The sequence below is a fragment of the Saccharothrix sp. ALI-22-I genome, assembly GCF_001984175.1.
Taxonomy (GTDB): Bacteria; Actinomycetota; Actinomycetes; order Mycobacteriales; family Pseudonocardiaceae; genus Actinosynnema.
Genome location: NZ_MTQP01000069.1, coordinates 992,941 through 1,013,521 on the forward strand (window position 1 = coordinate 992,941; position 20,581 = coordinate 1,013,521).

Sequence of the window (20,581 nt, forward strand, 5' to 3'; positions counted from 1 at the left end):
GAAAGGAACGACCATGCACTCCCTCAACCGCCGCAACTTCCTCGGTCTCACCGCCGGCCTCTCGATCGCCACCCTCACCGGATGCGGCACGACGGACAGCGGGCCGGCGTCCGCCGCGTCCACGCCACGCGACGGCGGCCGGCTGCGCGCGGCGTTCGCGGGCGGCGGCGCCAAGGAGGTGCTGGACCCGCACCTGGCGAACCTGTTCGTCGAGGCCGCCCGGTCCAAGGCGCTGTACGACAAGCTCGCCGACCTCGGCCCGGACGTCTCCGCGCAGCCCAGACTGGCGGAGAAGTGGGAGGCCGACGCCGCCCTGACACGCTGGCGGATCACCCTGCGCCAGGCCACCTTCCACAACGGGCAGCCCGTGCGCGCGGAGGACGTGCTGGCCAGCTACGCCCGCATCCTCGACCCCAACCGGGCGTTCCGGGCCAAGTCCAGCCTCGCGTTGATCGACCTGCCGAACAGCCGCGCGGTGGACGAGCGGACGGTGGAGTTCGCGCTCAAGCGGCCGTTCGTGGAGTTCCCCAACGCGCTGGCCGCGTTCGGCACGTACATCGTGCCCGCCGGCAGCGAGGACTTCACCGCGCCGGTCGGCTCCGGACCGTTCAGCTTCGTCTCGTTCGAGCCCGGCAAGTCGGTGCTGCTCAAGCGCAACGCCGACTACTGGGAGGGCGCGCCGCACCTGGACGAGCTGGAGTTCGTGATCGCCAACGAGGAGTCGGCGCGGGCGAACGCGCTGCTCGGCGGCCAGGTCGAGTACGCGCACGACCTCACCCCGACCACCGCGCGCAGCCACGCGGCCGGTGACCGGATGGCGATCCACCGCGCGCCCAACAGCGCCGTGCAGGCGTTCGCGATGAAGGTGGACCGGCCGCCGTTCGACAACCGCGACCTGCGCGAGGCGATGTTCCTGCTGGCCGACCGGCCGCAGTTGGTCGAATCGGTGCTCGCGGGCAGCGGCCAGGTGGGCAACGACCTGTTCGGCAAGGGCTACCAGCACTACGCCGACGACATCCCGCAGCGCACCCGTGACCTGGACAAGGCGAAGTTCCTGATCCGCCGGGCCGGCGCCGAAGGGCTCACGGTCAAGCTGGACACCTCCACCGCCGCGGCCGGCATGGTCGAGGCCGCCACGGTGTTCGCCGACCAGGTCAAGGGCTCGGGGCTGACCATCGAGGTGGTCACCGGCAACAAGGACAGCTACTGGGCCGACACTTTGAAGAACGGCTCGATGTCGAGCTTCCGGTCCGGCGCGATGCCGATCGAGACGCACATCGCGCAGCGGCTGCTGACCGGTTCCGGCACCAACGTGACCAAGTGGGCCAGGCCCGATTTCGACGCCCTGTACGACAAGGCTGTGTCCACTGTGGATGACGCCGGGCGCGGCGCGGTGTACCGGGAGATGCAGCGGTCCCTGCACGCCGAGGGCGGCTACCTGATGTGGGGATTCGCGGACTGGATCGTCGGCGCCGCGCCCAACGTCGGCGGCATCTCCACCGCGCCCGCGAACACGCTGGACTGGGCGCGGTTCGACAAGGTGTGGCTGGGATGAGTCTGCGCCGCTACGCGGCCCGGCGGCTGGCCATCGGCGCGGTCCAGGTGCTCGCCGTCGTCACCGTCGTGTTCCTCCTGGTGCAGGCGTTGCCGGGGGACGCGGCGGTGGCGTTGGCGGGCGACAACCCGGACCCGCGGCGGATCGAGGAGATCCGGGTCGCGATGGGCCTGGACCGGCCTCCGCTGGACCGGTTCGGCTCGTGGCTGTGGGGTCTCGCGCACGGTGATTTCGGCGCGTCGCTGATTTCCGGCCGGCCCGTCGCCGAGTTCCTGCACGACGGGCTGGGGCCGACGCTCGTGCTGGCGCTGCTCGCGCTGGTGCTGCTGGTCCCGATGTCGGTGCTGCTCGGCGTGCTGGCCGCGTTGCGCGAGGGCGGGCCGTTGGACCGGGCGGTCACCACGGTGACCGTTGGTCTGCACTCGATCCCGGAGTTCGCGCTGGCCGTGGTGCTCATCGCGTTGTTCGGGGTGCAGTTGCGGTGGTTGCCGCCGACGGCGGTGGGGGCGGATCTTTTGGCAGAGCCCGCCGTGCTGGTGCTGCCGCTGGTGGTGCTGGTGGCCCGGCCGTTGTGCTCGATCAGTCGTCTGGTGCGTGCGGGGATGATCGACGCGCTGGCGTCGGACTACGTGCGGCACGCGCGTCGCCTGGGCATCGGTGTGAACCGGGTCCGGTTCGCGCACGCCCTGCCGACCGCGCTGGCGCCGGCCGTGCAGCAGGTGGCGCGGACCACGGACTGGCTGCTGGGCGGCGTGATCGTGGTCGAGGCGGTGTTCGTCATCCCCGGTCTGGGCACCACGCTGGTGGACGCGGTCGCGGGCCGTGACCTGCCGGTGGTGCAAGGGCTGGCGGTGGTCTTCGCGGTCACCACGGTGGTGGTGAACCTGGTCGCGGACCTGGTCGTGTTCCGGCTCGCGCCGCGATCGGTGGCGATCGCGTGAACCGCTTGAACCCCATGAGGAGTGTCGGCGCGGTGCTCGTCGTGGTGCCGCTGGTGTTGGCGTTGGTCGGGCCTTGGTTCGTGCCGGACTCGCCGACGAGGGGTGCGCCGTTCACCGCGAACTCGTTGCTGGGCACCGATTTCGTGGGTCGCGATGTGTGGCACCAGGTGCTAGCCGGTGGGCAGACGGTGGTGCTGGTCGCGTTGCTGGCGACGGTGTTCTCGTACTTGGTGGGCGTGCCGTGGGGCGTGATGGCGGCGATGTCACGTCCGCGGATCGTCGACGAGGTGCTGATGCGGCCCCTCGACCTGCTGCTCGCGGTGCCGTCCCTGCTCGTGCTGATCCTGGTGGCGGCCATCGCCGGGCCGGGTCTGCCGGTGCTGGTGGTTGTCGTGGCGTTGGTCAACTTCCCCGATGTGGCGCGCATTTCCCGGGCCGCCGCGCTGGAGATCTCCGGACGTCCGGCGTTGGAGGCGATGCGGTTGCAGGGCGAGACGTGGTGGCGGACCTCCATCGTCTACACGGGACGGTCGATGCTGCGGACGCTGGCCGCGGACCTGGGCGTCCGGCTCACCGGCGCGCTGTACCTGGTCGCGTCGGCCAGCTTCCTCGGTGTCGGGGTCGCGCCGGACGCCGCCGACTGGGCCGTGATGGTCGACCGCAACCGGGTCGGGTTGTTCCTCCAGCCGTGGGCGGTCGTCGTGCCCGCGTTGCTGATCGTGGCGTTGTCGGTGGGGCTGAACCTGGTGTTCGACCGCGCCCTGCGGGCGGAGGCGCGGACATGACGCCGGTCGTGACGCCCGTCGTGCACGTCGAGGGCCTGCGGGCGGTGGCCGGTGCGAAGACGCTGGTCGACGGGGTGAGCTTCGCGCTGTCCGCCGGGCGGGTGGTCGCGCTGGTCGGCGCGTCCGGGAGCGGTAAGACCACGACCGGGTTGGCGTTGCTGGGCGAGCACGCGCCCGGGGTGACGGTGACCGGGCAGGTCACGGTGACCGGGCACGTCGGGTTCGTGCCGCAGCAGCCTTCGGCGGCGCTGAACCCGGTGCGACGGCTCGGTGGTGTGTTCCGGGAGATCGCCGCGTTGCACCCCGGTGATCGGGACTCGTTGATCGCCACCGCGTTGCGCCGGGCACGGGTGCCGGCCGAGTTGCTGCGCCGCTACCCGCACGAGCTGTCCGGTGGGCAGCAGCAGCGGGTGGTGCTGGCGCAGGCGCTCGTCGGTGATCCGGCGGTGCTCGTGGCGGACGAGCCGACCACGGGGCAGGACCCGATCACGCGGGCCGAGGTGGTGGACGAACTCGCGTCGGTCGTGGCCCAGGGTGTCGCGTTGGTCCTGCTCACGCACGACCTCGACGTGGTGCGTGCGTTGGCGGACGAGGTGGTCGTCCTGCGGTCGGGTCAGGTGGTCGAGGCGGGGCCGACGGCCGACGTTTTCGACCGGCCACGCTCGGCGTACACGGCCGCGTTGGTCGCCGCGCAGCCCCGCGTCACGGTGCCTTCGGTGCGCCCACCCGGGGTGCCTCGGCTGGAGACCCGTTCGCTGACCGCACGGCACCGCTCCACCGCCGTGCTGCATGACGTTGACGTGCGGGTCGGTGCGGGTGAATGCCTGGCCGTCGTGGGTCGCTCCGGCAGCGGGAAGACGACTCTGGCCCGGTGTGTCGCCGGGCTGCACGCCGCGTTCACCGGTGACGTGCTGCTCGACGGTCGGCCGCTGCCCCGGTCGTTGCGCTGGCGTTCACGGGCTTCGCTGGCCGCGGTGCAGTACGTGTTCCAGGACGCCCGCTCGTCGTTCGACGCGTACCGCACGGTGCTCGACCAGGTCAGCCGGACGGCCGTGCGCCTGGGTGGTTCGGCTTCGACGGACCCTCGCGCGGAGGCGTTGGCGGAACTGGCCGCCGTGGGTCTGGACGAGGCGACCGTGACCCGGCGGCCCGCCGGCTTGTCGGGTGGCGAGCTGCAACGGGCCGCGCTGGTGCGCGCGCTGCTCGCCCGACCGGACGTGCTGGTGTGCGACGAGATCACGTCCGGGCTGGACACGCTGACCCAGGCGAGCCTGCTCGACCAGCTCGCCGCTTTGACCTGCACGGTGGTGCTGATCAGCCACGACCTGGCCGTGGTGGCGCGGCTCGCCGACCGCGTCGCCGTGCTGCACCAGGGGCACGTCGTCGAGCACGGATCGGCGGCCGACGTCCTGGGCTCCCCCACCCACCCGGTGACCACCGGCCTGCTGGGCCGCGCAATGGAAGGAACAGAGGAGAAGAGGAAATGACCTTGTACCACCGCGAAGTAGGGCCCTACGAGGTCCGCCGGGCGACCGAAGCCGACCTGCCCGGCGCGCGCAGCGTCATGCTGGACACCTTCTACCACGAGTTCGGCTACGGCTACCGGCCCGAGTGGCACGGTGACGTGGTCGACCTCGACGGCTCTTACGTGCGGCCGGAGCGGCACGCGCTGTTCGTCGCGGTCAAGGGTGACGAGGTGGTGGGCACCACCGGTGTGCGCGCCACGGCGCCGTCCAGCCCGCCGCACCCCGCCTGGCTGGCCGCCCGTTACCCGGACGGGAGCACCGCCCAGCTGTTCCGGGTGTACGTGCGGCCCGACCACCGGCGCAGTGGGCTGGCGCGGGCGCTGGTCGACATGGCCACCTCGTTCGTGGCGGGGACGCCGGGGTACGAGCGGCTGTACCTGCACACCGACACCCGGATCGCCGGGGCCGAGCCGTTCTGGCGGTCCGTGGCCACGGAGGTGCACGACGCGCGTGACGGCGACCCGATCAGCTTCCAGACCGTCCACTTCGAGATCCCGTTGGGGCGCTGAGCAGCGGGGTTCGGAGCTTGGTGGTTTGGAGCTTGGTGGGCAGACGGTTGAGGTTCACACGTCTGCCCACCGAGCAAGTTCTGAGGTGGCGCTCATCCGGGCGTTCACGGGGCGCCTGCGTTAACTATGTTATCGCTAACAACATTTGTCAAGACCCAGAGGTCGGCGACTGAGCGGTCACTCTACGTGCCGAAATGTTGCGCTATTACGGTGGATCTGTGACACGACGAGATCGCTGAGGCCGCTGAGCTGCGCTGTTAGCGTTAACAGTTGGGCCGACCAACAGCGGAAGCCCTCGGTGCCCCTAGCCTTGGACGGCCCCACTGCGGAGCAGATCGGCCAACGACGTGGCGGGGTGGCCGGTCAACACCGGAACGGCGTCATTGACCTCGGCAAGCTCACCGTTGGCGATGGCGGTGTAGGTGGAGACCCACGCGTCCACCTGCCAGTCGGGCGCACCGTACGAGGCCCGTGACCGATACGCCTCCTCAACGGTCTCCGGGTAGTAGCTGATCGTCCGCCCGGTGGCTTCCGACAGCAGGGCAGCCGCCTCGTGCAACGTGAACGCTTCCGGCCCGGTCAGCTCGTACGTGCACCCAACGTGCGCTTTCGGCTCGGTCAGCACCGCAGCCGCCGCGTCCGCGATGTCGTCCTGCGCCACCGCCGCCACCCGACCATCACCAGCCGGTCCACGCATGACGTCGTCGTCACCGACAAGGGCAGGCATGAAGTCGGCGTAGAGGTTGTCCCGCAGGAACGTGAACCCCATGCCACTGGCCCGAATGTGCTCTTCAGTCGCCCAGTGATCCCGCGCCAGCGTGAACGTCGCCTCCGGCCCCGCACCCGCGAACGAGGTGTAAACCAGGTGCCCAACCCCCGCAGCCGCCGCCGCGTCCACGAACGCCCGGTGCTGATCAACCCGGTCCCGTGATTCCGAGGCAGACACCATCAACACGGTCGGCACGCCGTCAAGCGCCTCCCGAACCGCGTCGAAGTCCGTAAAACTCCCCTTCGCCGTAGTCGCCCCCGGCAACTCCGGCGCACGGGCCGGATCACGGACCAGCAGCAACTGCCCAATCCCAGCATCGGCAAGCCGACGGGCAACCCGCCCACCAAGCTGTCCGGTAGCACCAGTCACAGCGATCAACGGCCGAGTGCTCGACATACGGCGTTCCCTCTCGATGGTCTTGAGACCCCACCCTAGGTACGCCCCAGAACGCGGAAGAACCGGCCCGCTCCGTGAGGTCGACAGCCCGCGCAGCCACGCGCCGCCCGAACAGCCCAATCCGCCCGGGGCAAGGCACGTCGACGGGCACGACAGGGAGTCGGCGCACGAGGTTCGACCGTTTGCGAAAAGACCTTCAGCAAAACGACAGACTTGTTCAGACATGTGATTCTGGATAACAGCACCAGGGCATTCGACAACTGTTCGACCCTCCGACATCACCCAGCGGTAGCCATGGCCTCCGGCTTGCCGTCCATCATCTCCGCCATGGCACGGCCCATGTAGGTGGCCATCTGGACGCCGTGACCGCAGTAACCCATGGAGTAGAACAGGCCGTCCTCCTCGCCCGCGTGCGGAACGCGGTCCCAGGAGAAGCCGACCATGCCGCCCCACACGTAGTCGATCCGCACTCCGGCCAACTGCGGGAAGATCTCGGTCATCTCCCGCTTGAGGATGTCTCCGCTCTTGATGTCGGAAGCCGGGTTGGAGGGGGCGAAGCGGGCCCGACCGCCGAAGGCGAGGCGGTTGTCGGGGGTGAGGCGGACGTAGTGGCCGACATTCTTGTGGGCGACCAGCAGGCGGCCGTTCGGGATGAGCTCCTTGGCGCGCTCCTCCCCCAGCGGCTCGGTGACGATGATGAAGCTGCCGACGTTGATCAGCCGCTTCCGGAACCACGGCAGCGCCTTGTCGGTGTAGGCGTCCGTCGCCGCCATGACCTGCTTGGCACGGATGGTGCCGTGCAGGGTCTCCACCAGGAAGCCGCCGTCAGGAAGGCGGGTGAGGCCGGTGGCGGCGTTGCGCTCGTGGATCTCGGCGCCGGCACGCTCGGCGGCGTCTGCCAGGCCGCCGACGAACTTGCCCACGTGCAGGCCCGCGCTGAGCGGGTCGAGCAGAGCGCCGTGGTAGTAGTCCGAGCCGAGCTCGGCACGCAGCTCGCTCTTGCTCAGCACGACCGTCTCGTGACCGAAGTTCTCGGCCAGGTCGCGCTGCTTGGCCTGCAGGCCCTCGAAGTGCTGAGGCTTGCAGATCAGGCCGAGGCGCCCGGAGCGGTTGAAGTCGCAGTCGATCTGCTCCGTCCGCGTGAGGTCCTCGACGACGTCGACCGCCTCGCGGAAGGCGTTGTACAGCTCGAGTGCGCGCTCCTGGCCGTAGCGCTTGCGCGCCTCGGCCGGTGCGATCGTGATGCCCTGGGTGCACATGCTGCCGTTGCGCCCGGACGCACCCGAGCCGATCTTGTCCTTCTCGACCAGCACGACCGACGCGCCCTTGCGGGCGACGTGGTAGGCGGTCGACAGGCCGGTGAGGCCGCCGCCGATGACCACCACGTCCGCGTTCTCGGGCAGTGGCTTGCCCGACCGGTCGGGCGGCTGTGGGGCGGTGTCGAGCCAATAGGGGATCTGTTTCATGGCGGCGGGCCTCTCCTTCAGCAGCCGAGCAGGGCGGGCAGGCCGCTCAGGTCGGGCAGTTCGTCGTAGGGCTGGTAGTCGCTGCTGCCGAGGCGGCCGTAGCGGTTGATCCACACCCGGCGCTTCAGGCCGAGGTCGCGGGTCGGGATGTGGTCGTACTCCCAACCCTGGGCGGTGTGGGTGACCTGCGACGGCTCGACGCCCATGGTCTTGAACGCGTACTCGAAGGTCTGGCGGTCCGGCTTGTACGCGCCGGCCTGCTGCGCGGTGATGACGTAGTCGAACTCGACGCCGATGTTCTCGACGTTCCGCGCGATCATGTTGTCGTCGGTGTTGGAGATGATGGCGATCTCGTACTTGGACTTCAGCGCGCGCAGGGCCTCCGGGACCTCCGGGTGGGGGCCGAAGGTGGGGACGGCCTCGACCAGGGCGTCGCCGTCGGACTCGCGGTACTCCAGGCCGTGCAGGCGCATGGCGTTGCGCAGGCTGGAGTGCAGGATCTCGTGGTACGGGCGGTAGGCCTCCAGGACGGCCTGGAAGCGCATGACGCGAAAGTCGTCGAGGAACTCGTCGACGTCCAGGTTGTCCAGATCCAGCCGGTCTTCGAGGACCTTCAGGGTCGTGGGGGCGAGCTCAAAGTTGATCAAGGTTGCATAGGCGTCGAAGGTGACGATCTCTCGCATGGCGTTCAGCCTCTATCTCGCGGTTTCCAGAGGGAGCGGGGGACTTCAGACGACGCGTTCGCCGGGGGTGACGATCGCGTCCAGGGCTGCCAGGTCGGCCGGGGTGGGGATCCAGTCGGCCGCCGCCGCGTTGGCGGTGACCTGTTCGGGGGTCATGGCGCCGCAGATCACGGAGCCGACGGCGGGCAGGGCGGCCAGTCCACCCACCGCGACCTGGAGGAGGCTCAGGCCTCGTTCGTCGCCGTAGGCGGTGAGCGCTTCGACGCGGTCGAGGGCGGCGCCGGTGAGCCAGCCCTGGCGCCAGGACAGCCTGCTGCCGGGTGGCGCTTGCTCGCCGCGCCGGTACTTGCCGCTGAGCAGGCCGTTGGCGAGCGGGTAGTACGGCAGCAGGCCGACGCCGGCGAACAGGCAGGCGGGGATCAGGTCGGTCTCCGCGCTCCGGTCGAGCAGGTGGTAGCGGGCCTGCGTGCTGACGAAGTCGGCGGTGAGCTCGTCGGCGGGAAGGTCGGAGCAGCCGATGTGCCGCACCTTGCCTTCCCGCACCAGTTCCCGGAGCGCCGCGACGGTTTCCTCCAGCGGAGTGACGCCGTCCGGCTCGTGGTACTGGTACAGGTCGATCCGGTCGGTACCGAGCCTGCTCAGTGAGCTTTCCACGGCGTGCCGGATGTAACGGCGCGCGCCGCGCGGGCCGTGGCGGTCGTCGTCCGGGCTCATCTCCATGCCGAACTTGGTGGCCAGGACCACGGTGTCCCAGTGTCCCTTGAGGGCGGCACCGAGCAGCCGTTCACCGTCGCCGCGCGCGCCGTTGCCGCCGAACCCGCCGTACATGTCGGCGGTGTCGAACAGGGTGATGCCCGCGTCCAGTGCGGCGTGGACGACCGCCTTGGTTCCTTCCTCGTCGAGGCGCGAACCGAAGTTGTTGCCGCCCACACCGACCACGGAGACGGTGGGGCCGCGCTCGCCGAGCGTGCGGTACCTCATGGCCGGTTCCCGAACCCGATGCAGACGTTCTTGGTCTGGGTGTAGCTCGCCAACGCCTCCAGGCCCTTCTCCCGGCCCCACCCGCTGTGCTTGTAGCCGCCGAACGGCAGCTCCACGCCCGTCCCGACGCCGGTGGCGTTGACGTACACCTGACCTGCCCGGATACCCGAGGCCATGCGCAACGCGCGGTCGATGTCACGGGTCCAGACATAGGAGGCGAGGCCGAACGGGCTGTCGTTGGCGATCGCCAGCGCCTCCTCGGCGTCATCGAACTCGATGACGGTCACGACGGGTCCGAAGATCTCCTCGCGGGCGACCCGGGCCTGGTTGGTCAGTCCGCAAAGGACGGTGGGCTCGATGTAGTAACCGCTGCTCAGCTCCTGGTCCGCGGGTGCGTTGCCGCCGGCGCGGACGGTCGCGCCCTCTTCGCGGGCCAAGTCCAGGTACCCCTGCACGCGGTCCCGCTGGCGAGCCGAGACCAAAGGGCCCACGTCCGGGTCGGTCACGCCGGGGCCGAGGCGCAGGGAGGCCGCGTGGGCCGCCAGCTTGTCGAGGAACTCCTCGGCCCCGCGCTGGACCAGCAGCCGGGTGCCCGCCGAGCAGGTCTGCCCCGCGTTGCCGAACGCCGAGGCCGCGATGGCGCCCACGGCCAGGTCGAAGTCGGCATCGGCGAAGACGACGACCGGGGACTTGCCGCCCAGCTCGACCACCGAGGGCACCACGTTCGCGGCGGCGGCTTGGGCGACCTTGATGCCGGTGGCCACCGAGCCGGTGAACGTGACCTGGTCGATGCCCGGGTGCCCGGCGAGCGCGGCGCCGGTCTCGCCGTCGCCCGGCACGACGTTGAGCACGCCGGGCGGCAGCCCGCAGTCCAGCGCGATCCGGCCGATCTCCAACGGTGTCAGCGGCGCCTCCGGGGACGGCTTCAGCACCACCGTGCAGCCCGCGGCCAACGCCGGGGCGCTGCCCCTGGCCGTGTTCTGCAGCGGGTAGTTGAACGGGATGATCTGGCCGGACACGCCGATCGGCTCGCGGACGGTGTAGTCGAGCAGGCCGGGGCCCAGCGGGATGGTCGAGCCGCCGAGCTTGTCCACGATGCCCGCGTAGAACTCGAAGTAACGCGCGGCGGCCTCCACGTCCGCCTTCGCCTGCCGCAGCGGCTTGCCGACGTCGAGGCTCTCCAGCCGCGCCAGCTTTTCGCCCTCGCGCCGGATGCCTTCGGCGATCCGGTACAGCAGCCTGCCGCGGTCGGCGGCACGCATCCGCGCCCACTCGGGGGCGGTGAACGCGGTCCGCGCGGCGGCTACCGCCTGGTCCACGTCCGCCACGCCGGCCAGGGACACCTCGGCGATCGGCGCGCCGTGCGCCGGGTCGACCACGGTGAACGTGCGGCCGTCGGCGGCGGGGACCCGCTTGCCGTCGATCAGCAGTTCGGTGGTGTCGCTCATGGCGTGATCTCGCCTTCGACCGCGCCGAAGATCACGACCTCGTCACCGGGGCGGACGGTGCGGATGCGGCGCACCCACAGCACGATCCCGTCCCACTCGGCGCGGACCTCCTCCAGCGTGTTGCCGTAGTGGTCCACGATCTGGCCGATGAGGTCGCCTTCCTTGCACTGCTCGCCCGGCTCGGCGCGGCTGACGAAGAAGCCGCCGGCCGCGGACCGGGCGAACGTGCCGGTCACAGCGGTGTAGCGGTCGCGCAGCTGCGGCTCGCCGTCGACCATGCCGAGGTGGCGCATGATGTTGCGCACGGCGTCGGCGTGCAGCGCGACGTTCGACTCCCGGTAGGTGCCACCGCCGACCTCGATGGTGATGGCCGGCTTGCCCGCGGCCAGCGTGGGGTGGCGCACGGTGCCGCCCCACTTGCCGCCCTTCCAGATCAGCTCGTGCCCGGCGGCCAGGCCGATGCCGGTCGCGAGGTCCTCGTAGCCGCCCTGCACGATGGTCAGCGGGGCGATCTCGCCGTACTGGCCGCCGGTGTGCAGGTCCACGAGGGCGTCGATCGCGGGCACGACCTGGTCGACGAAGGTGGCGGCCAGGCGCAGCGAGTAGGAGCCGTCGGGGTCACCGGGGAAGATGCGGTTGAGGTTGAGGTGGTCGAGGCTGCCAGTGCGGGCCGCCGCCTCGAACGCCGGGGTGTTCATGCACGGGATGCCGACCAGCGTGCCGCGCAGCGTCGCCGGGTCGGTCTCGGCCAGGACCCGGCGGATCGCCTCCTGGCCGTCGTACTCGTCGCCGTGCACGCCGGCGTCCACGCACAGCACCGGGCCGGGCTCGACGCCGTTGACGACGATCACGGGAATGCCGAGCTCCACGCCGTAGGTGCTGGTGCCGACCGGGATCAGGCCCTGGGCTCGCGCGCCGGGGGCGACGGTCAGCGGACCGATGGAGTACATGTGCGTTCCTTTCGTGGTGTGGCGTGGAGACGTCATCGGGTCAACGCCGGTGAGGCCTCGTCGAGCGTGTCGGCGATGATCTCGACTATGCGGTCCAGCAGCGGCCGATCGCTGATCAGCGGTGGCGCGATCTGCAGCAGGGGTGCGGCGCGGTCGTAGACCCTGGCCAGCAGCCCCGCTTCGCGCAGCCGGCGCGGGATGAGGTCGACGACGAGAGCCTGGCGCGCCGCGTCGGAGAAACCACCGTCCTCCCGGTCCCCGTTCAGCTCGACCGCGTAGAAGAACCCGGCGCCGCGCACGTCGGCGACGATCGGCAGGTCGGTCAGCGCGGCCATGCCGCTCGCGAACCCGCCTTGCAAATCGCGGACGTTGTCGAAGACCTCGTCGCGCTCCATGATCTCCAGCGTGCGCAGGGCGATGGCGGCACTCAGCGGGTGCCCGCCGAAGGTGTAGCCGTGGTTGAGCACCACGCCGGGCCGGTTGATCACCTCGGCGACGCGCGGCCCCACCAGCGTGGCGCCCATCGGGGCGTAGCCGGCGGTGATGCCCTTGGCGACCGTGACCACGTCGGGCTCGGCGCCGTAGCGGTCGCCGCCGAACCACTCCCCGAGCCGCCCGAAGCCCGTGATCACCTCGTCCGCGACGAGCAGGAAGCCGTACCGGTCGGCCAGTGCGCGCAGGCCCTGCCAGTAGCCGGCGGGAGGGGCGATGCACCCTCCCCTGTTCTGCACCGGCTCGGCGATCAGCATCGCGATCGTCTCCGGCCCTTCGGCCACGATGACGTCTTCGAGCTCGGCGAGCAGGTGGGCGGTGAACACCGAGTCGTTCGCCATCTCCGGCGGCAGACCGTGGCGGTTGGTGTTGGACACGAACCGCGTGTCGATCGCCGGCGGCCCGTACGGCTCGGTGAGGCCGGGTTCGTCGGTGAGCGACAAGGCGCCGATCGTCAGCCCGTGGTACGCGCCCCGCCGGGACAGGGCCTTGGTGCGGCCCGGTTCGCCGTGCAGCGCGTGGTAAAGACGGGCGATCTTCCACGCGGTCTCCACCGCTTCCGCTCCACCGCTGGAGAAGAAGGTGTGCTCGATGCCGGCGGGCGCGATGCCCGCCAGCCGCTCGGCCAACTCGATCGCCGCCGGGTGCGCCGAAGCCGACCACAGCGGGCTGTAGCACAGCTCGCGGAGCTGCTTGCCCGCCGCCTCGGCGATCTCGTCGGCGTAGGAGTAGCCCAGCTGGCAGCAGTACAGGCCGGACAACCCGTCGATGTAACGCGTGCCGTCCTCGTCGCGGACGTAGGGGCCGTCCCCGCTCCGCACCACGAAGACCCCGTCATCGCCCGGGGAACCGTTGGGTGTCATGTTCAACAGCAGGTGCCGGGCCGCGGTGGCGGACAACGCGGTCGTCATCGCGTCTCACCTCCGGCCGAGATCCCGGTTTCCACCGGCAGCAGACCGCTCTGCTTGTCCGAGCCGAGCCTGCGGACCACACCGACCACGGCCAACGCCAGGATCGCGACGGCGATGAGCAGCGCGGCGACCGCGGTGACCGACGGGTCGACGTCGTACTGCAGGACGTTGAACACCTGCACGGGCAGTGTCGTGGTGTCCACGGAGGACAGGAACTGGGAGATGAAGAACTCGTCGAAGCTGGTGATGAAGGAGAACACCGCGGCGGCGACGACACCGGGCGCGGCCATCGGGAACGTGATCCGCCGCGCGATGGTGAGCCGGCCCGCGCCCATGCTGGCGGCCGCGTCCTCCAGTCGCTCGTCGATGCCCTTCAGCGTGGCCATGATGATCATCACCGCAATCGGCGAGGCCAGCACGGTGTGCCCCAAGGCGATCGCGATCGGGCTGCCGAGCATCGAGGCGGGCTCGAAGAGCAGGAACATGCCGAGTGCGATCACGACCTGCGGGATCACCAGCGGAGCCAGCACCAGACCGTAGACCGCGGACCGCAGCGGCAGCTCGCTGCGGACCAGGGCGATCGCCGCGGTCATGCCGAGCGCCACGGAGAACACGGTGGTCATGGCGGCGACCATCGCGCTCAGCGACAGCGCGGCGGGCCACTTGCTGTCGTCGGCGAACACCTGCTGGTACCAGCCCAGCGTCCACGACTCGGGCGGGAAGGAGCCCAGCGCGTCGCTGCCGAACGACGTGACGACGATCAGGACGATCGGCAACGCCAGGAACAGCAGCACCAGCAAGGAGAGGATGGTCAGGACGATGCGTCCGGTCACGCTGTTACGCAGGCCGATCACGCCGCACCTCGATTCCTGCGGGCCATGCCCACCTTCTTGAACAGCTGCAGCAACAGCAGGCCGGCGAAGGTCAGCAGCAGGAGGATCACCCCGAGCGCGGAGGCGCCGTTCCACTGGTTGTCCTTCATCACCTGCTCGTCGATCAGAGCAGCGACCATCGTCTGCTTCGGACCACCCATCAGCGCGGGCGTCACGTAGTAGCCGAGGCAGAGGATGAAGCACAGGACACTGGCGTTGACCAGGCCCGGTGCCACCAGCGGCAGGTAGACGCGGCGGAAGGTCACCAGCCGGCCCGCGCCCATGCTCGCCGCCGCGGCCGTGAGTCCGCGGTCCACGCCGCGCATCACGGCGTACAGCAGCAGCACGGTGTACGGCAGCATCACCGAGGTCGTGCCGATCACGACACCGATCTCGTTGTAGAGCAGTGCGAACGGGGCACCGGGAACGTTCAGGCCGACCAGCGCTTCGTTCACCAGGCCGTGGTCGCCGAGCAGGATGATCCAGCCGTACGTGCGGACCAGTGCGCTGATGAAGTGCGGCACGACCACGACCAGCATCACCAGCCCCGCCCACAGCGGGCGCAGCCGGGTGATCCAGTAGGCCAGCAGGAACCCGATGACCAGGCTGAGCAGCGACGTCTCAGCGGAGATCCGCAGCGTCGCGAGCAGGATGTCCAGGTTCGTGCCCTGCAGGGCGTCGGCGTACCAGTGCAGCGTGAACCCGCCGTCCTCGCCTTCGACGCTGAGGAGCAGGGTGCTGAAGATCGGGTAGACGAACAGCACCAGCAGGTAGACGACGATGGGCGTGGCGTTGAGCAGTCCGAATCGGGTCCGGCGGCCGGACAGCCGGCGGCGCAGTCCGCCGGGCCCGCTTCCGGGTGCGGTCGCGACGGCGGGTTCCGCCGGCGCGAGAACGGGTGCGGCCATCGCTCAGCCCTCCGTGCCGGCCGCGAACACACTGACGTCCCCGGGGTCGGCGGACAGGCCGATGCGGTCGCCCACGTACGGCGCCCGACCCGCCGGGACCTCCAGTCGCACGACCGTCGAGCCCGTGCCGCCCTCCGGCAGCACGGTCACGCGGACGAGCGTGCCCACGTAGGTCACGGACTCGACGACGCCGGTGCAGAAGCCCGCCTCCGGCGCGACCGGCGTCAACCGTCCCGGCTGGACCGCCGCACGCACCCGCGTGCCGGCGGTGACGTCCTGCGCACGGGCGCGCAGCACGCCGCCGGTGTCCAGGCGCACCACCACGTGCTCCGCAGTGCTGTCCTCCACCTGTCCGGGGAGGAAGTTCGCCGCACCGAGGAAGTCGGCCACGAACGGGGTACGCGGTCGCTCGAACAGCTCCCGCGGCGTGTCGAACTGGTCGATCCGGCCGTCGCGCATCACCGCGATCCGGTCGGAGAGGACGAGCGCCTCCTCCTGGTCGTGCGTCACGTAGATGACGGTCAGCCCCAGCTCCTGCTGGATGCGCTTGATCTCGGTCTGGAGCTGGTCGCGCAGCTTCTTGTCCAGCGCGCCGAGCGGTTCGTCCATCAGGATCACCGGTGGCCGGTAGACCAGCGCGCGACACAGCGCCACGCGCTGCTGCTGGCCGCCGGACAGTTCGCGCGGCCGGCGCCGGGCGAACCCGGCCAGACCGGCGATCTCCAGCGTCTCTCCCACCCGCCGGCGGATCTCCGCCTTCGGCACACCCCGCAGCTGCAACGGGAAGGCGATGTTCTCCCCGACCGTCATGTGCGGGAACAGCAGGTACTGCTGGAACACGAAACCCAGCCCGCGCTTCTGCGGCGCCAGCCTGGTGACGTCCCGGCCGCCGACCACGATCGACCCGGAGTCGGGTTCCACGAAGCCCGCGATCATCATCAGCGTGGTGGTCTTGCCGGAGCCGGAGGAGCCGAGGAACGTCACGAACTCCCCGGCGCCGATCTCCATCGAGATCTCATCGACGGCGGCCATGGCGCCGTAGGTCTTGCGCACCTTGGTCACCGACAGCGGTTTGCCGGTGCCGGTGACCGCCGACGCGGGAATCGACGGGGACTGCTGCGTCGACATCACGTGGAGCTCAGACACGGGCCCACTCCTGCCAGCGCTTGGTGACGACGTCGTCGTTCGCCACCCACCACTCGACATCGGCGTCGAATCCGGTCGCCAGGTTCTTCGACGAGCCCAGGAGGTTGGCCGAGACCTCCTCCGACAGCTTCTCGTAGGCCGCCGGCACGATCGGCGCCATCGGGTAGACCTCGGCGAAGTGGGCCTGCACCTCGGGGCGCAGCGAGAAGTCGATGAGCTGGTAGGCGGCGTCCAGGTTGTTCGTGCCCTTGGGGACGGCCCAGCCGTTGCTCTGCCTCCGGGCGCCCTGGAACTGGTAGGCCAGCGGCTGCCCCTGCTTGATCAGGTCGTCGAGCCGACCGTGCCAGACGCTCGACGCGTCGACCTCGCGACGGCCCAGCAGCACGCCGGGCAGTGCTCCCGTGTCCCAGTACTTCTTGATCGAGCCCTTCACCTGGTCCAGCACCCGGAAGGCGCGGTCCAGGTCGAGCGGGTACAGCTTGTCCAGCGGCACGCCGTCGGCCAGCAGGGCGAACTCCAACTCCGGGATGTCGGCGTCCACGTGCTGGAGGGCACGGTTGCCGGACAGCGCCTTGGTGTCCCAGAACTCCGCCCAGGAGCCCGGCTTCCTGCCTCCGAACGCGTCGGTGCGGTACGCCATGACGCTGCCCCAGTAGTTCTTGCCGACCGCGTGGGTGGCGAGGAGGTTCTGGGCGATGCCCGCGTTCTTGGCGTTCTTGAGCCGGTCGTAGTCCAGCTGCTCGGTCGCCCCCGCCTTGGCGAACTTCACGAAGTCGATCATGGAGTTGTCGATCAGGTCGAACTGCGGGCGGCCCTGCTCGATCTGGGCCAGCATCTGCGCGTAGTTGATGTTGATGACCTTGACCTCGATACCGGTCTCCTTCGAGAACGGCTCGTAGAGCGCCTTCTGGTTGGCGTCGCCGTAGGCGCCGCCGCTGTTGCGGACGACGATCGTCTTGGAGCTGCCGGCGGTTCCACTGCTGCCTGCCGAGCGGCTGGAGCCGGTGCCACACGCGGCCAGCGAGGACGCGGCAACACCTGCCGCGACGGCGCCGACACCGCGCAGGAACAATCGGCGGTCGATCCGTACGTCTTTCACGGGAGCCTCCAGGGGGCCGGGGGAGGAAGCGGAGCGGGGAGACTGGCGGGAGGGGAGGTTCGGGGATCGGGCTAGCGGGGCGCCGCGATGGCGGCGAGATCGGTGCCGGGTACCACGGTCAGGCCGTGCATGCCGTAGAAGACACGTCCGGTGGCCGTTGCGCGGACCTCGTGTTCCCCGCCGTCGGCGGGGTCGGTGATGCGGCCGATGACCTGACCCTCGGTCACGTCGTCCCCAGGGGTGAACTCCGGGTACCAGAGGCCGGTGGCCTCGGCGGTGATGCCGCCGACCCAGACCCATTCGTCGGCGGGCGGCTGCTCGACGTCCTCGCCGTTGAGGAAGTCGAGCAGCCTCAGCAGCGCGGCGACGAGGAGCTCGGCCGCCTGCGGGTCGCGCTCGCCGAGCTGACCGGTCTCGACGAGGATGGCCGGGATACCGAGACGCGCCGCTGCGGCGTGGCTGTTGCCGCCGTCGGCGTTCAGGCCCAGGATCACGTCGTCGTAGCCGATGACGCGCGCCATGTCGGCGGTCTTCGTGTCCAGCTCCGGGTCGCCGGTGAGGCGGTAGCCGACGAAGTTGCGGAGGAACTCGTCGACGCGGCCGGAATGCAGGTCGATGTACGCGTCGGCGCCGTGGATCAGGTTCTCGAACAGCCAGGCCGCCAGCCGTTCGGTGGGGCTGCCCTCGGGGTCACCGGGGAAGACGCGGTTGATGTTGACCCCGTCGAGCGGGGACGTGCCGAGCCGTCCGTCGTAAACGGCGGGAGGGTTGGCGACCAGGCAGAGGAGCACCTGCCCTCGCACCTGGTCGGGGTCGAGTCGGGCCGCGAGTCGGTGGGCCGCGTCGATTCCGGTGAACTCGCCGCCGTGCACGCCGGCGGTGATCACCACACGGGGGCCCGGACGGCTGCCGTTGATCAGGGCCAACGGGATGTCGACGGTGAGCGTGCCGAGGTCGGCGCGCACACTGCCGCGCACCTTGGTCCCCGGTCCGGCGCCCAGCGCGCCGACGATGAGGGTCGTCGCCCCGCTGTTGGTGATCGCTGTGTTGGTCATCGCTGCGTCACGCCTCCGTGCGGTTCGAGGTGGAGATGAAGTCGATGGGCTGGGCCGACGCGCCGTCGAGCGCGAGGTCCGCGGCGATGTCGCCGAAGGCGGGCGAGAGCTTGAAGCCGTGACCGGAGAACCCGGCCAGCAGAACCACGTTCTCGTTGCCCGGCAGCGGACCCACCAACGGACGGCTGCTCTCGGTGTAGCCCTCCATGAAGACCGACAGTCGGATGGGGTCCCGGTGCAGGTCCGGCATGTACCGCCCGATCAGCTCGCCGAAGATTTCCAACTCTTCCGGCTCCACCGTGCGGTCGAGCCGGTTCGGGTCGTCCACCGGGCGGTGCAGGGCGCGGGACAGGCCGAGCTTGACCGAGACGCCGTCCGGGGACGGCAGGCCGTAGCAGTGCGTCGGCGCGGTGCGGATGAACGCCGGACGCTCCTCGCCGAACCACGCGCCGGTGGTGGGCACGTACCAGGCGCTGATCAGCCGGCGGACTTCCACCTCCCAGGGCAGGTCGGGCAGCAGGTCGTTGACCCACGGGCCGACCGTCACCACGACAGCGTCGAAGTGCTCGCTGCCTTCATCGGTGCGGACCGCCACACCGTCGCCCTCCGGTGTGATCTCGCGGACCGGCGTGTAGCGGTGGATACGAGCGCCCAGTTCCTCCGCACGGCGCGCGGCGGTCTGGATGGTCAACTCCGGCCGGATGAAGCCCGCGCGCTGGTCCAGCACGGCGACGTCGCCGTCCTCGATCCGGTACTGCGGGAAGCGCTTCGCGAGCAGGTCGGCGTCGAGGACCTCGTGGTCCAGGCCGTGCTCGGCGATGGACTCCAGGACGGTGGCCATCTGGTGGTGCCCGGTCGGCCCCATGAGCAGGCAGCCGGTGAGGCGGCGCAGTTCCCGCCCGGTCTCCCGCTGCAACTCCTCCCACAGGGCGTCGGCGTGCTTGAGCAGCGGCACGTAGCGGGAGTCCTCGAAGTGGGCGCTGCGGAAGATCCGCGTCTCGCCACCCGCGGCGCTCCGGTCGTGACCGGGGGCGAACCGGTCGTACCCGACCACCTCGGCGCCACGGGCCGCCAACCGCCAGGCGGCCTGGCTGCCCATCGTTCCGACGCCGACGACGGCGACACGCTTCCTGGCAGACACGGGGGCTTCCTTTCGGCCTATCGGACCGCGAAGCTGATGCGGCCGGATGGGGGGCTCAGGCGAATCCACTCACATCAGCGTGCCGGAATGTGGCACGGCGTGCTAGAATCTGGCACGAAGAATGGCAGTTACTCCGAAGGGAGTCAAGAGGTGTCCGGCAGGACTTCACTGCTTTAACAGGGGGATAACGCATGGAGATGAAGAGCGTGACCAGGTCGCTGCGCATCCTGGAGGCGGTCGCGCAGCACCAGCCGGTCACAGTGGGGGAACTGACGAAGATCTTCGGGCTGCCCAAGTCGACGGTGCAGCGCACCCTCGTCACCCTCAGCGAGGCGGGTTGGCTGCGCGCCAACCGCAAGGACACGACGCGCTGGGAGATCGGCGCGCGGGTGCTCGCCGTGCGCCCTGCGGCCTTGCAGGGATCGAGTCTGTTCGCGGCGGCGCGCGAACCCATGATCCGCTTGCGCGACAATGTGAACGAGACGATCCACCTGTCCGTTCCGGACGCCCTCGACTGCATGGTCGTGGTCGACCGCGTCGACTCCTCGCACGCGGTGCGCACCTTCCACGAGATCGGCGACACCTCGCCGATGCACGCGACGGCGGTAGGGCACGCGATACTGGCCAACGTGGAGCAGTCCGATGTGGAGGAGCTGCTGGCCCGCTCACTGGAGCGCTACAGCGACGCCACCATCACCGATCCGCAGGAGCTGAGGGGCGAGCTGGACCACGTACGCGCCGACGGCTACGCGGTCAACCGCAACCAGTACCGGCCCGACGTGTGCGCCATCGCCTCGGCGATCCTCGACGAGGACGGCACGCCGCTGGCCGCCGTGGCGATATCCATGCCGAGCTCCCGCTACGACGACGCCCGGCTGCCCGAGTGGGGTCGGCTCGTCGCCGAGGCGGCGGCGGAGATCTCCGCACGCCGCCTCGGCTCGTAGCCCA

General features: G+C 70.2%; 19 protein-coding genes. 6 read left to right on the forward strand and 13 right to left on the reverse strand.

Annotated features, from left to right (window positions below; all coding sequences use genetic code 11):
- The first annotated feature begins 13 nt into the window (after positions 1-13).
- Genes ALI22I_RS46645 through ALI22I_RS46665 form a run of 5 tightly spaced genes read left to right on the forward strand, consistent with a single transcriptional unit; the run spans position 14 to position 5,316 of the window.
- Positions 14-1,555 carry an ABC transporter substrate-binding protein gene (locus ALI22I_RS46645; RefSeq protein ID WP_077011919.1) on the forward strand — a complete coding sequence of 514 codons (1,542 nt, stop codon included), beginning with the start codon at positions 14-16 and terminating at the stop codon, positions 1,553-1,555.
- Positions 1,552-2,496, forward strand: coding sequence for an ABC transporter permease (locus ALI22I_RS46650; protein ID WP_077011920.1), 945 nt, complete (start codon positions 1,552-1,554; stop codon positions 2,494-2,496). The genes ALI22I_RS46645 and ALI22I_RS46650 overlap by 4 nt, the downstream gene beginning before the upstream one ends.
- A gap of 14 nt (positions 2,497-2,510) precedes the next feature.
- Complete coding sequence (locus ALI22I_RS46655; protein WP_077012137.1) at positions 2,511-3,281, forward strand: ABC transporter permease; 771 nt, start codon at positions 2,511-2,513, stop codon at positions 3,279-3,281.
- Positions 3,278-4,768 carry an ABC transporter ATP-binding protein gene (locus ALI22I_RS46660; protein ID WP_077011921.1) on the forward strand — a complete coding sequence of 497 codons (1,491 nt, stop codon included), beginning with the start codon at positions 3,278-3,280 and terminating at the stop codon, positions 4,766-4,768. The genes ALI22I_RS46655 and ALI22I_RS46660 overlap by 4 nt, the downstream gene beginning before the upstream one ends.
- Positions 4,765-5,316, forward strand: coding sequence for a GNAT family N-acetyltransferase (locus ALI22I_RS46665; protein ID WP_077011922.1), 552 nt, complete (start codon positions 4,765-4,767; stop codon positions 5,314-5,316). Before ALI22I_RS46660 ends, ALI22I_RS46665 begins: the two co-directional genes overlap by 4 nt.
- A 304-nt stretch (positions 5,317-5,620) precedes the next feature.
- Here the strand turns inward: ALI22I_RS46665 and ALI22I_RS46670 are convergent, their stop codons facing one another.
- The 13 genes from ALI22I_RS46670 to solA form a co-directional block, all read right to left on the reverse strand.
- Positions 5,621-6,481 (reverse strand): SDR family oxidoreductase, encoded by an 861-nt coding sequence (locus ALI22I_RS46670; RefSeq protein WP_077011923.1) that lies wholly within the window; start codon positions 6,479-6,481, stop codon positions 5,621-5,623.
- Between the two features lie 278 nt (positions 6,482-6,759).
- A complete protein-coding gene (locus ALI22I_RS46675; protein WP_202971209.1) occupies positions 6,760-7,947 on the reverse strand; it encodes an NAD(P)/FAD-dependent oxidoreductase in 1,188 nt (395 codons plus the stop codon).
- 17 nt (positions 7,948-7,964) lie between these two features.
- Positions 7,965-8,630: a haloacid dehalogenase type II gene (locus tag ALI22I_RS46680; RefSeq protein ID WP_077011924.1), complete on the reverse strand. Its 666-nt coding sequence runs from the start codon at positions 8,628-8,630 to the stop codon at positions 7,965-7,967.
- A gap of 45 nt (positions 8,631-8,675) precedes the next feature.
- Positions 8,676-9,611 (reverse strand): aldo/keto reductase, encoded by a 936-nt coding sequence (locus ALI22I_RS46685; RefSeq protein WP_077011925.1) that lies wholly within the window; start codon positions 9,609-9,611, stop codon positions 8,676-8,678.
- Positions 9,608-11,059: an aldehyde dehydrogenase family protein gene (locus ALI22I_RS46690; protein ID WP_077011926.1), complete on the reverse strand. Its 1,452-nt coding sequence runs from the start codon at positions 11,057-11,059 to the stop codon at positions 9,608-9,610. The genes ALI22I_RS46685 and ALI22I_RS46690 overlap by 4 nt, the downstream gene beginning before the upstream one ends.
- Positions 11,056-12,009, reverse strand: a complete 954-nt coding sequence (locus tag ALI22I_RS46695; RefSeq protein ID WP_077011927.1) for a succinylglutamate desuccinylase/aspartoacylase family protein — start codon at positions 12,007-12,009, stop codon at positions 11,056-11,058. The genes ALI22I_RS46690 and ALI22I_RS46695 overlap by 4 nt, the downstream gene beginning before the upstream one ends.
- A 32-nt stretch (positions 12,010-12,041) precedes the next feature.
- Positions 12,042-13,412, reverse strand: coding sequence for an aminotransferase class III-fold pyridoxal phosphate-dependent enzyme (locus ALI22I_RS46700; RefSeq protein WP_077011928.1), 1,371 nt, complete (start codon positions 13,410-13,412; stop codon positions 12,042-12,044).
- Complete coding sequence (locus tag ALI22I_RS46705; RefSeq protein WP_077011929.1) at positions 13,409-14,266, reverse strand: ABC transporter permease; 858 nt, start codon at positions 14,264-14,266, stop codon at positions 13,409-13,411. Before ALI22I_RS46705 ends, ALI22I_RS46700 begins: the two co-directional genes overlap by 4 nt.
- Positions 14,263-15,192 (reverse strand): ABC transporter permease, encoded by a 930-nt coding sequence (locus tag ALI22I_RS46710; RefSeq protein WP_083752515.1) that lies wholly within the window; start codon positions 15,190-15,192, stop codon positions 14,263-14,265. Before ALI22I_RS46710 ends, ALI22I_RS46705 begins: the two co-directional genes overlap by 4 nt.
- Positions 15,193-15,195: 3 nt before the next feature.
- The gene (locus ALI22I_RS46715; RefSeq protein WP_202971210.1) at positions 15,196-16,338 is read right to left on the reverse strand and encodes an ABC transporter ATP-binding protein; all 1,143 of its coding nucleotides are present in this window, start codon (positions 16,336-16,338) and stop codon (positions 15,196-15,198) included.
- Positions 16,331-17,437 carry an ABC transporter substrate-binding protein gene (locus tag ALI22I_RS46720; RefSeq protein ID WP_077011930.1) on the reverse strand — a complete coding sequence of 369 codons (1,107 nt, stop codon included), beginning with the start codon at positions 17,435-17,437 and terminating at the stop codon, positions 16,331-16,333. The genes ALI22I_RS46715 and ALI22I_RS46720 overlap by 8 nt, the downstream gene beginning before the upstream one ends.
- A gap of 71 nt (positions 17,438-17,508) precedes the next feature.
- Positions 17,509-18,492, reverse strand: coding sequence for a succinylglutamate desuccinylase/aspartoacylase domain-containing protein (locus ALI22I_RS46725; RefSeq protein WP_077011931.1), 984 nt, complete (start codon positions 18,490-18,492; stop codon positions 17,509-17,511).
- A gap of 7 nt (positions 18,493-18,499) precedes the next feature.
- On the reverse strand, positions 18,500-19,633 hold the full coding sequence (solA, locus tag ALI22I_RS46730) for an N-methyl-L-tryptophan oxidase (RefSeq protein WP_077011932.1): 1,134 nt from the start codon (positions 19,631-19,633) through the stop codon (positions 18,500-18,502).
- 191 nt (positions 19,634-19,824) lie between these two features.
- Between solA and ALI22I_RS46735 the strand changes: the two genes are divergently transcribed.
- Complete coding sequence (locus ALI22I_RS46735) at positions 19,825-20,577, forward strand: IclR family transcriptional regulator (RefSeq protein ID WP_202971211.1); 753 nt, start codon at positions 19,825-19,827, stop codon at positions 20,575-20,577.
- Positions 20,578-20,581: the final 4 nt, after the last annotated feature.

What these genes read in the sequence shown, in the direction of transcription:
- ALI22I_RS46645 (WP_077011919.1), top strand. Translation starts at nt 14, where the DNA reads ATGCACTCCCTCAACCGCCGCAACTTCCTCGGTCTCACCGCCGGCCTC.
- ALI22I_RS46650 (WP_077011920.1), top strand. Translation starts at nt 1,552, where the DNA reads ATGAGTCTGCGCCGCTACGCGGCCCGGCGGCTGGCCATCGGCGCGGTC.
- ALI22I_RS46655 (WP_077012137.1), top strand. Translation starts at nt 2,511, where the DNA reads ATGAGGAGTGTCGGCGCGGTGCTCGTCGTGGTGCCGCTGGTGTTGGCG.
- ALI22I_RS46660 (WP_077011921.1), top strand. Translation starts at nt 3,278, where the DNA reads ATGACGCCGGTCGTGACGCCCGTCGTGCACGTCGAGGGCCTGCGGGCG.
- ALI22I_RS46665 (WP_077011922.1), top strand. Translation starts at nt 4,765, where the DNA reads ATGACCTTGTACCACCGCGAAGTAGGGCCCTACGAGGTCCGCCGGGCG.
- ALI22I_RS46670 (WP_077011923.1), bottom strand. Translation starts at nt 6,481, where the DNA reads ATGTCGAGCACTCGGCCGTTGATCGCTGTGACTGGTGCTACCGGACAG.
- ALI22I_RS46675 (WP_202971209.1), bottom strand. Translation starts at nt 7,947, where the DNA reads ATGAAACAGATCCCCTATTGGCTCGACACCGCCCCACAGCCGCCCGAC.
- ALI22I_RS46680 (WP_077011924.1), bottom strand. Translation starts at nt 8,630, where the DNA reads ATGCGAGAGATCGTCACCTTCGACGCCTATGCAACCTTGATCAACTTT.
- ALI22I_RS46685 (WP_077011925.1), bottom strand. Translation starts at nt 9,611, where the DNA reads ATGAGGTACCGCACGCTCGGCGAGCGCGGCCCCACCGTCTCCGTGGTC.
- ALI22I_RS46690 (WP_077011926.1), bottom strand. Translation starts at nt 11,059, where the DNA reads ATGAGCGACACCACCGAACTGCTGATCGACGGCAAGCGGGTCCCCGCC.
- ALI22I_RS46695 (WP_077011927.1), bottom strand. Translation starts at nt 12,009, where the DNA reads ATGTACTCCATCGGTCCGCTGACCGTCGCCCCCGGCGCGCGAGCCCAG.
- ALI22I_RS46700 (WP_077011928.1), bottom strand. Translation starts at nt 13,412, where the DNA reads ATGACGACCGCGTTGTCCGCCACCGCGGCCCGGCACCTGCTGTTGAAC.
- ALI22I_RS46710 (WP_083752515.1), bottom strand. Translation starts at nt 15,192, where the DNA reads ATGGCCGCACCCGTTCTCGCGCCGGCGGAACCCGCCGTCGCGACCGCA.
- ALI22I_RS46725 (WP_077011931.1), bottom strand. Translation starts at nt 18,492, where the DNA reads ATGACCAACACAGCGATCACCAACAGCGGGGCGACGACCCTCATCGTC.
- ALI22I_RS46735 (WP_202971211.1), top strand. Translation starts at nt 19,825, where the DNA reads ATGGAGATGAAGAGCGTGACCAGGTCGCTGCGCATCCTGGAGGCGGTC.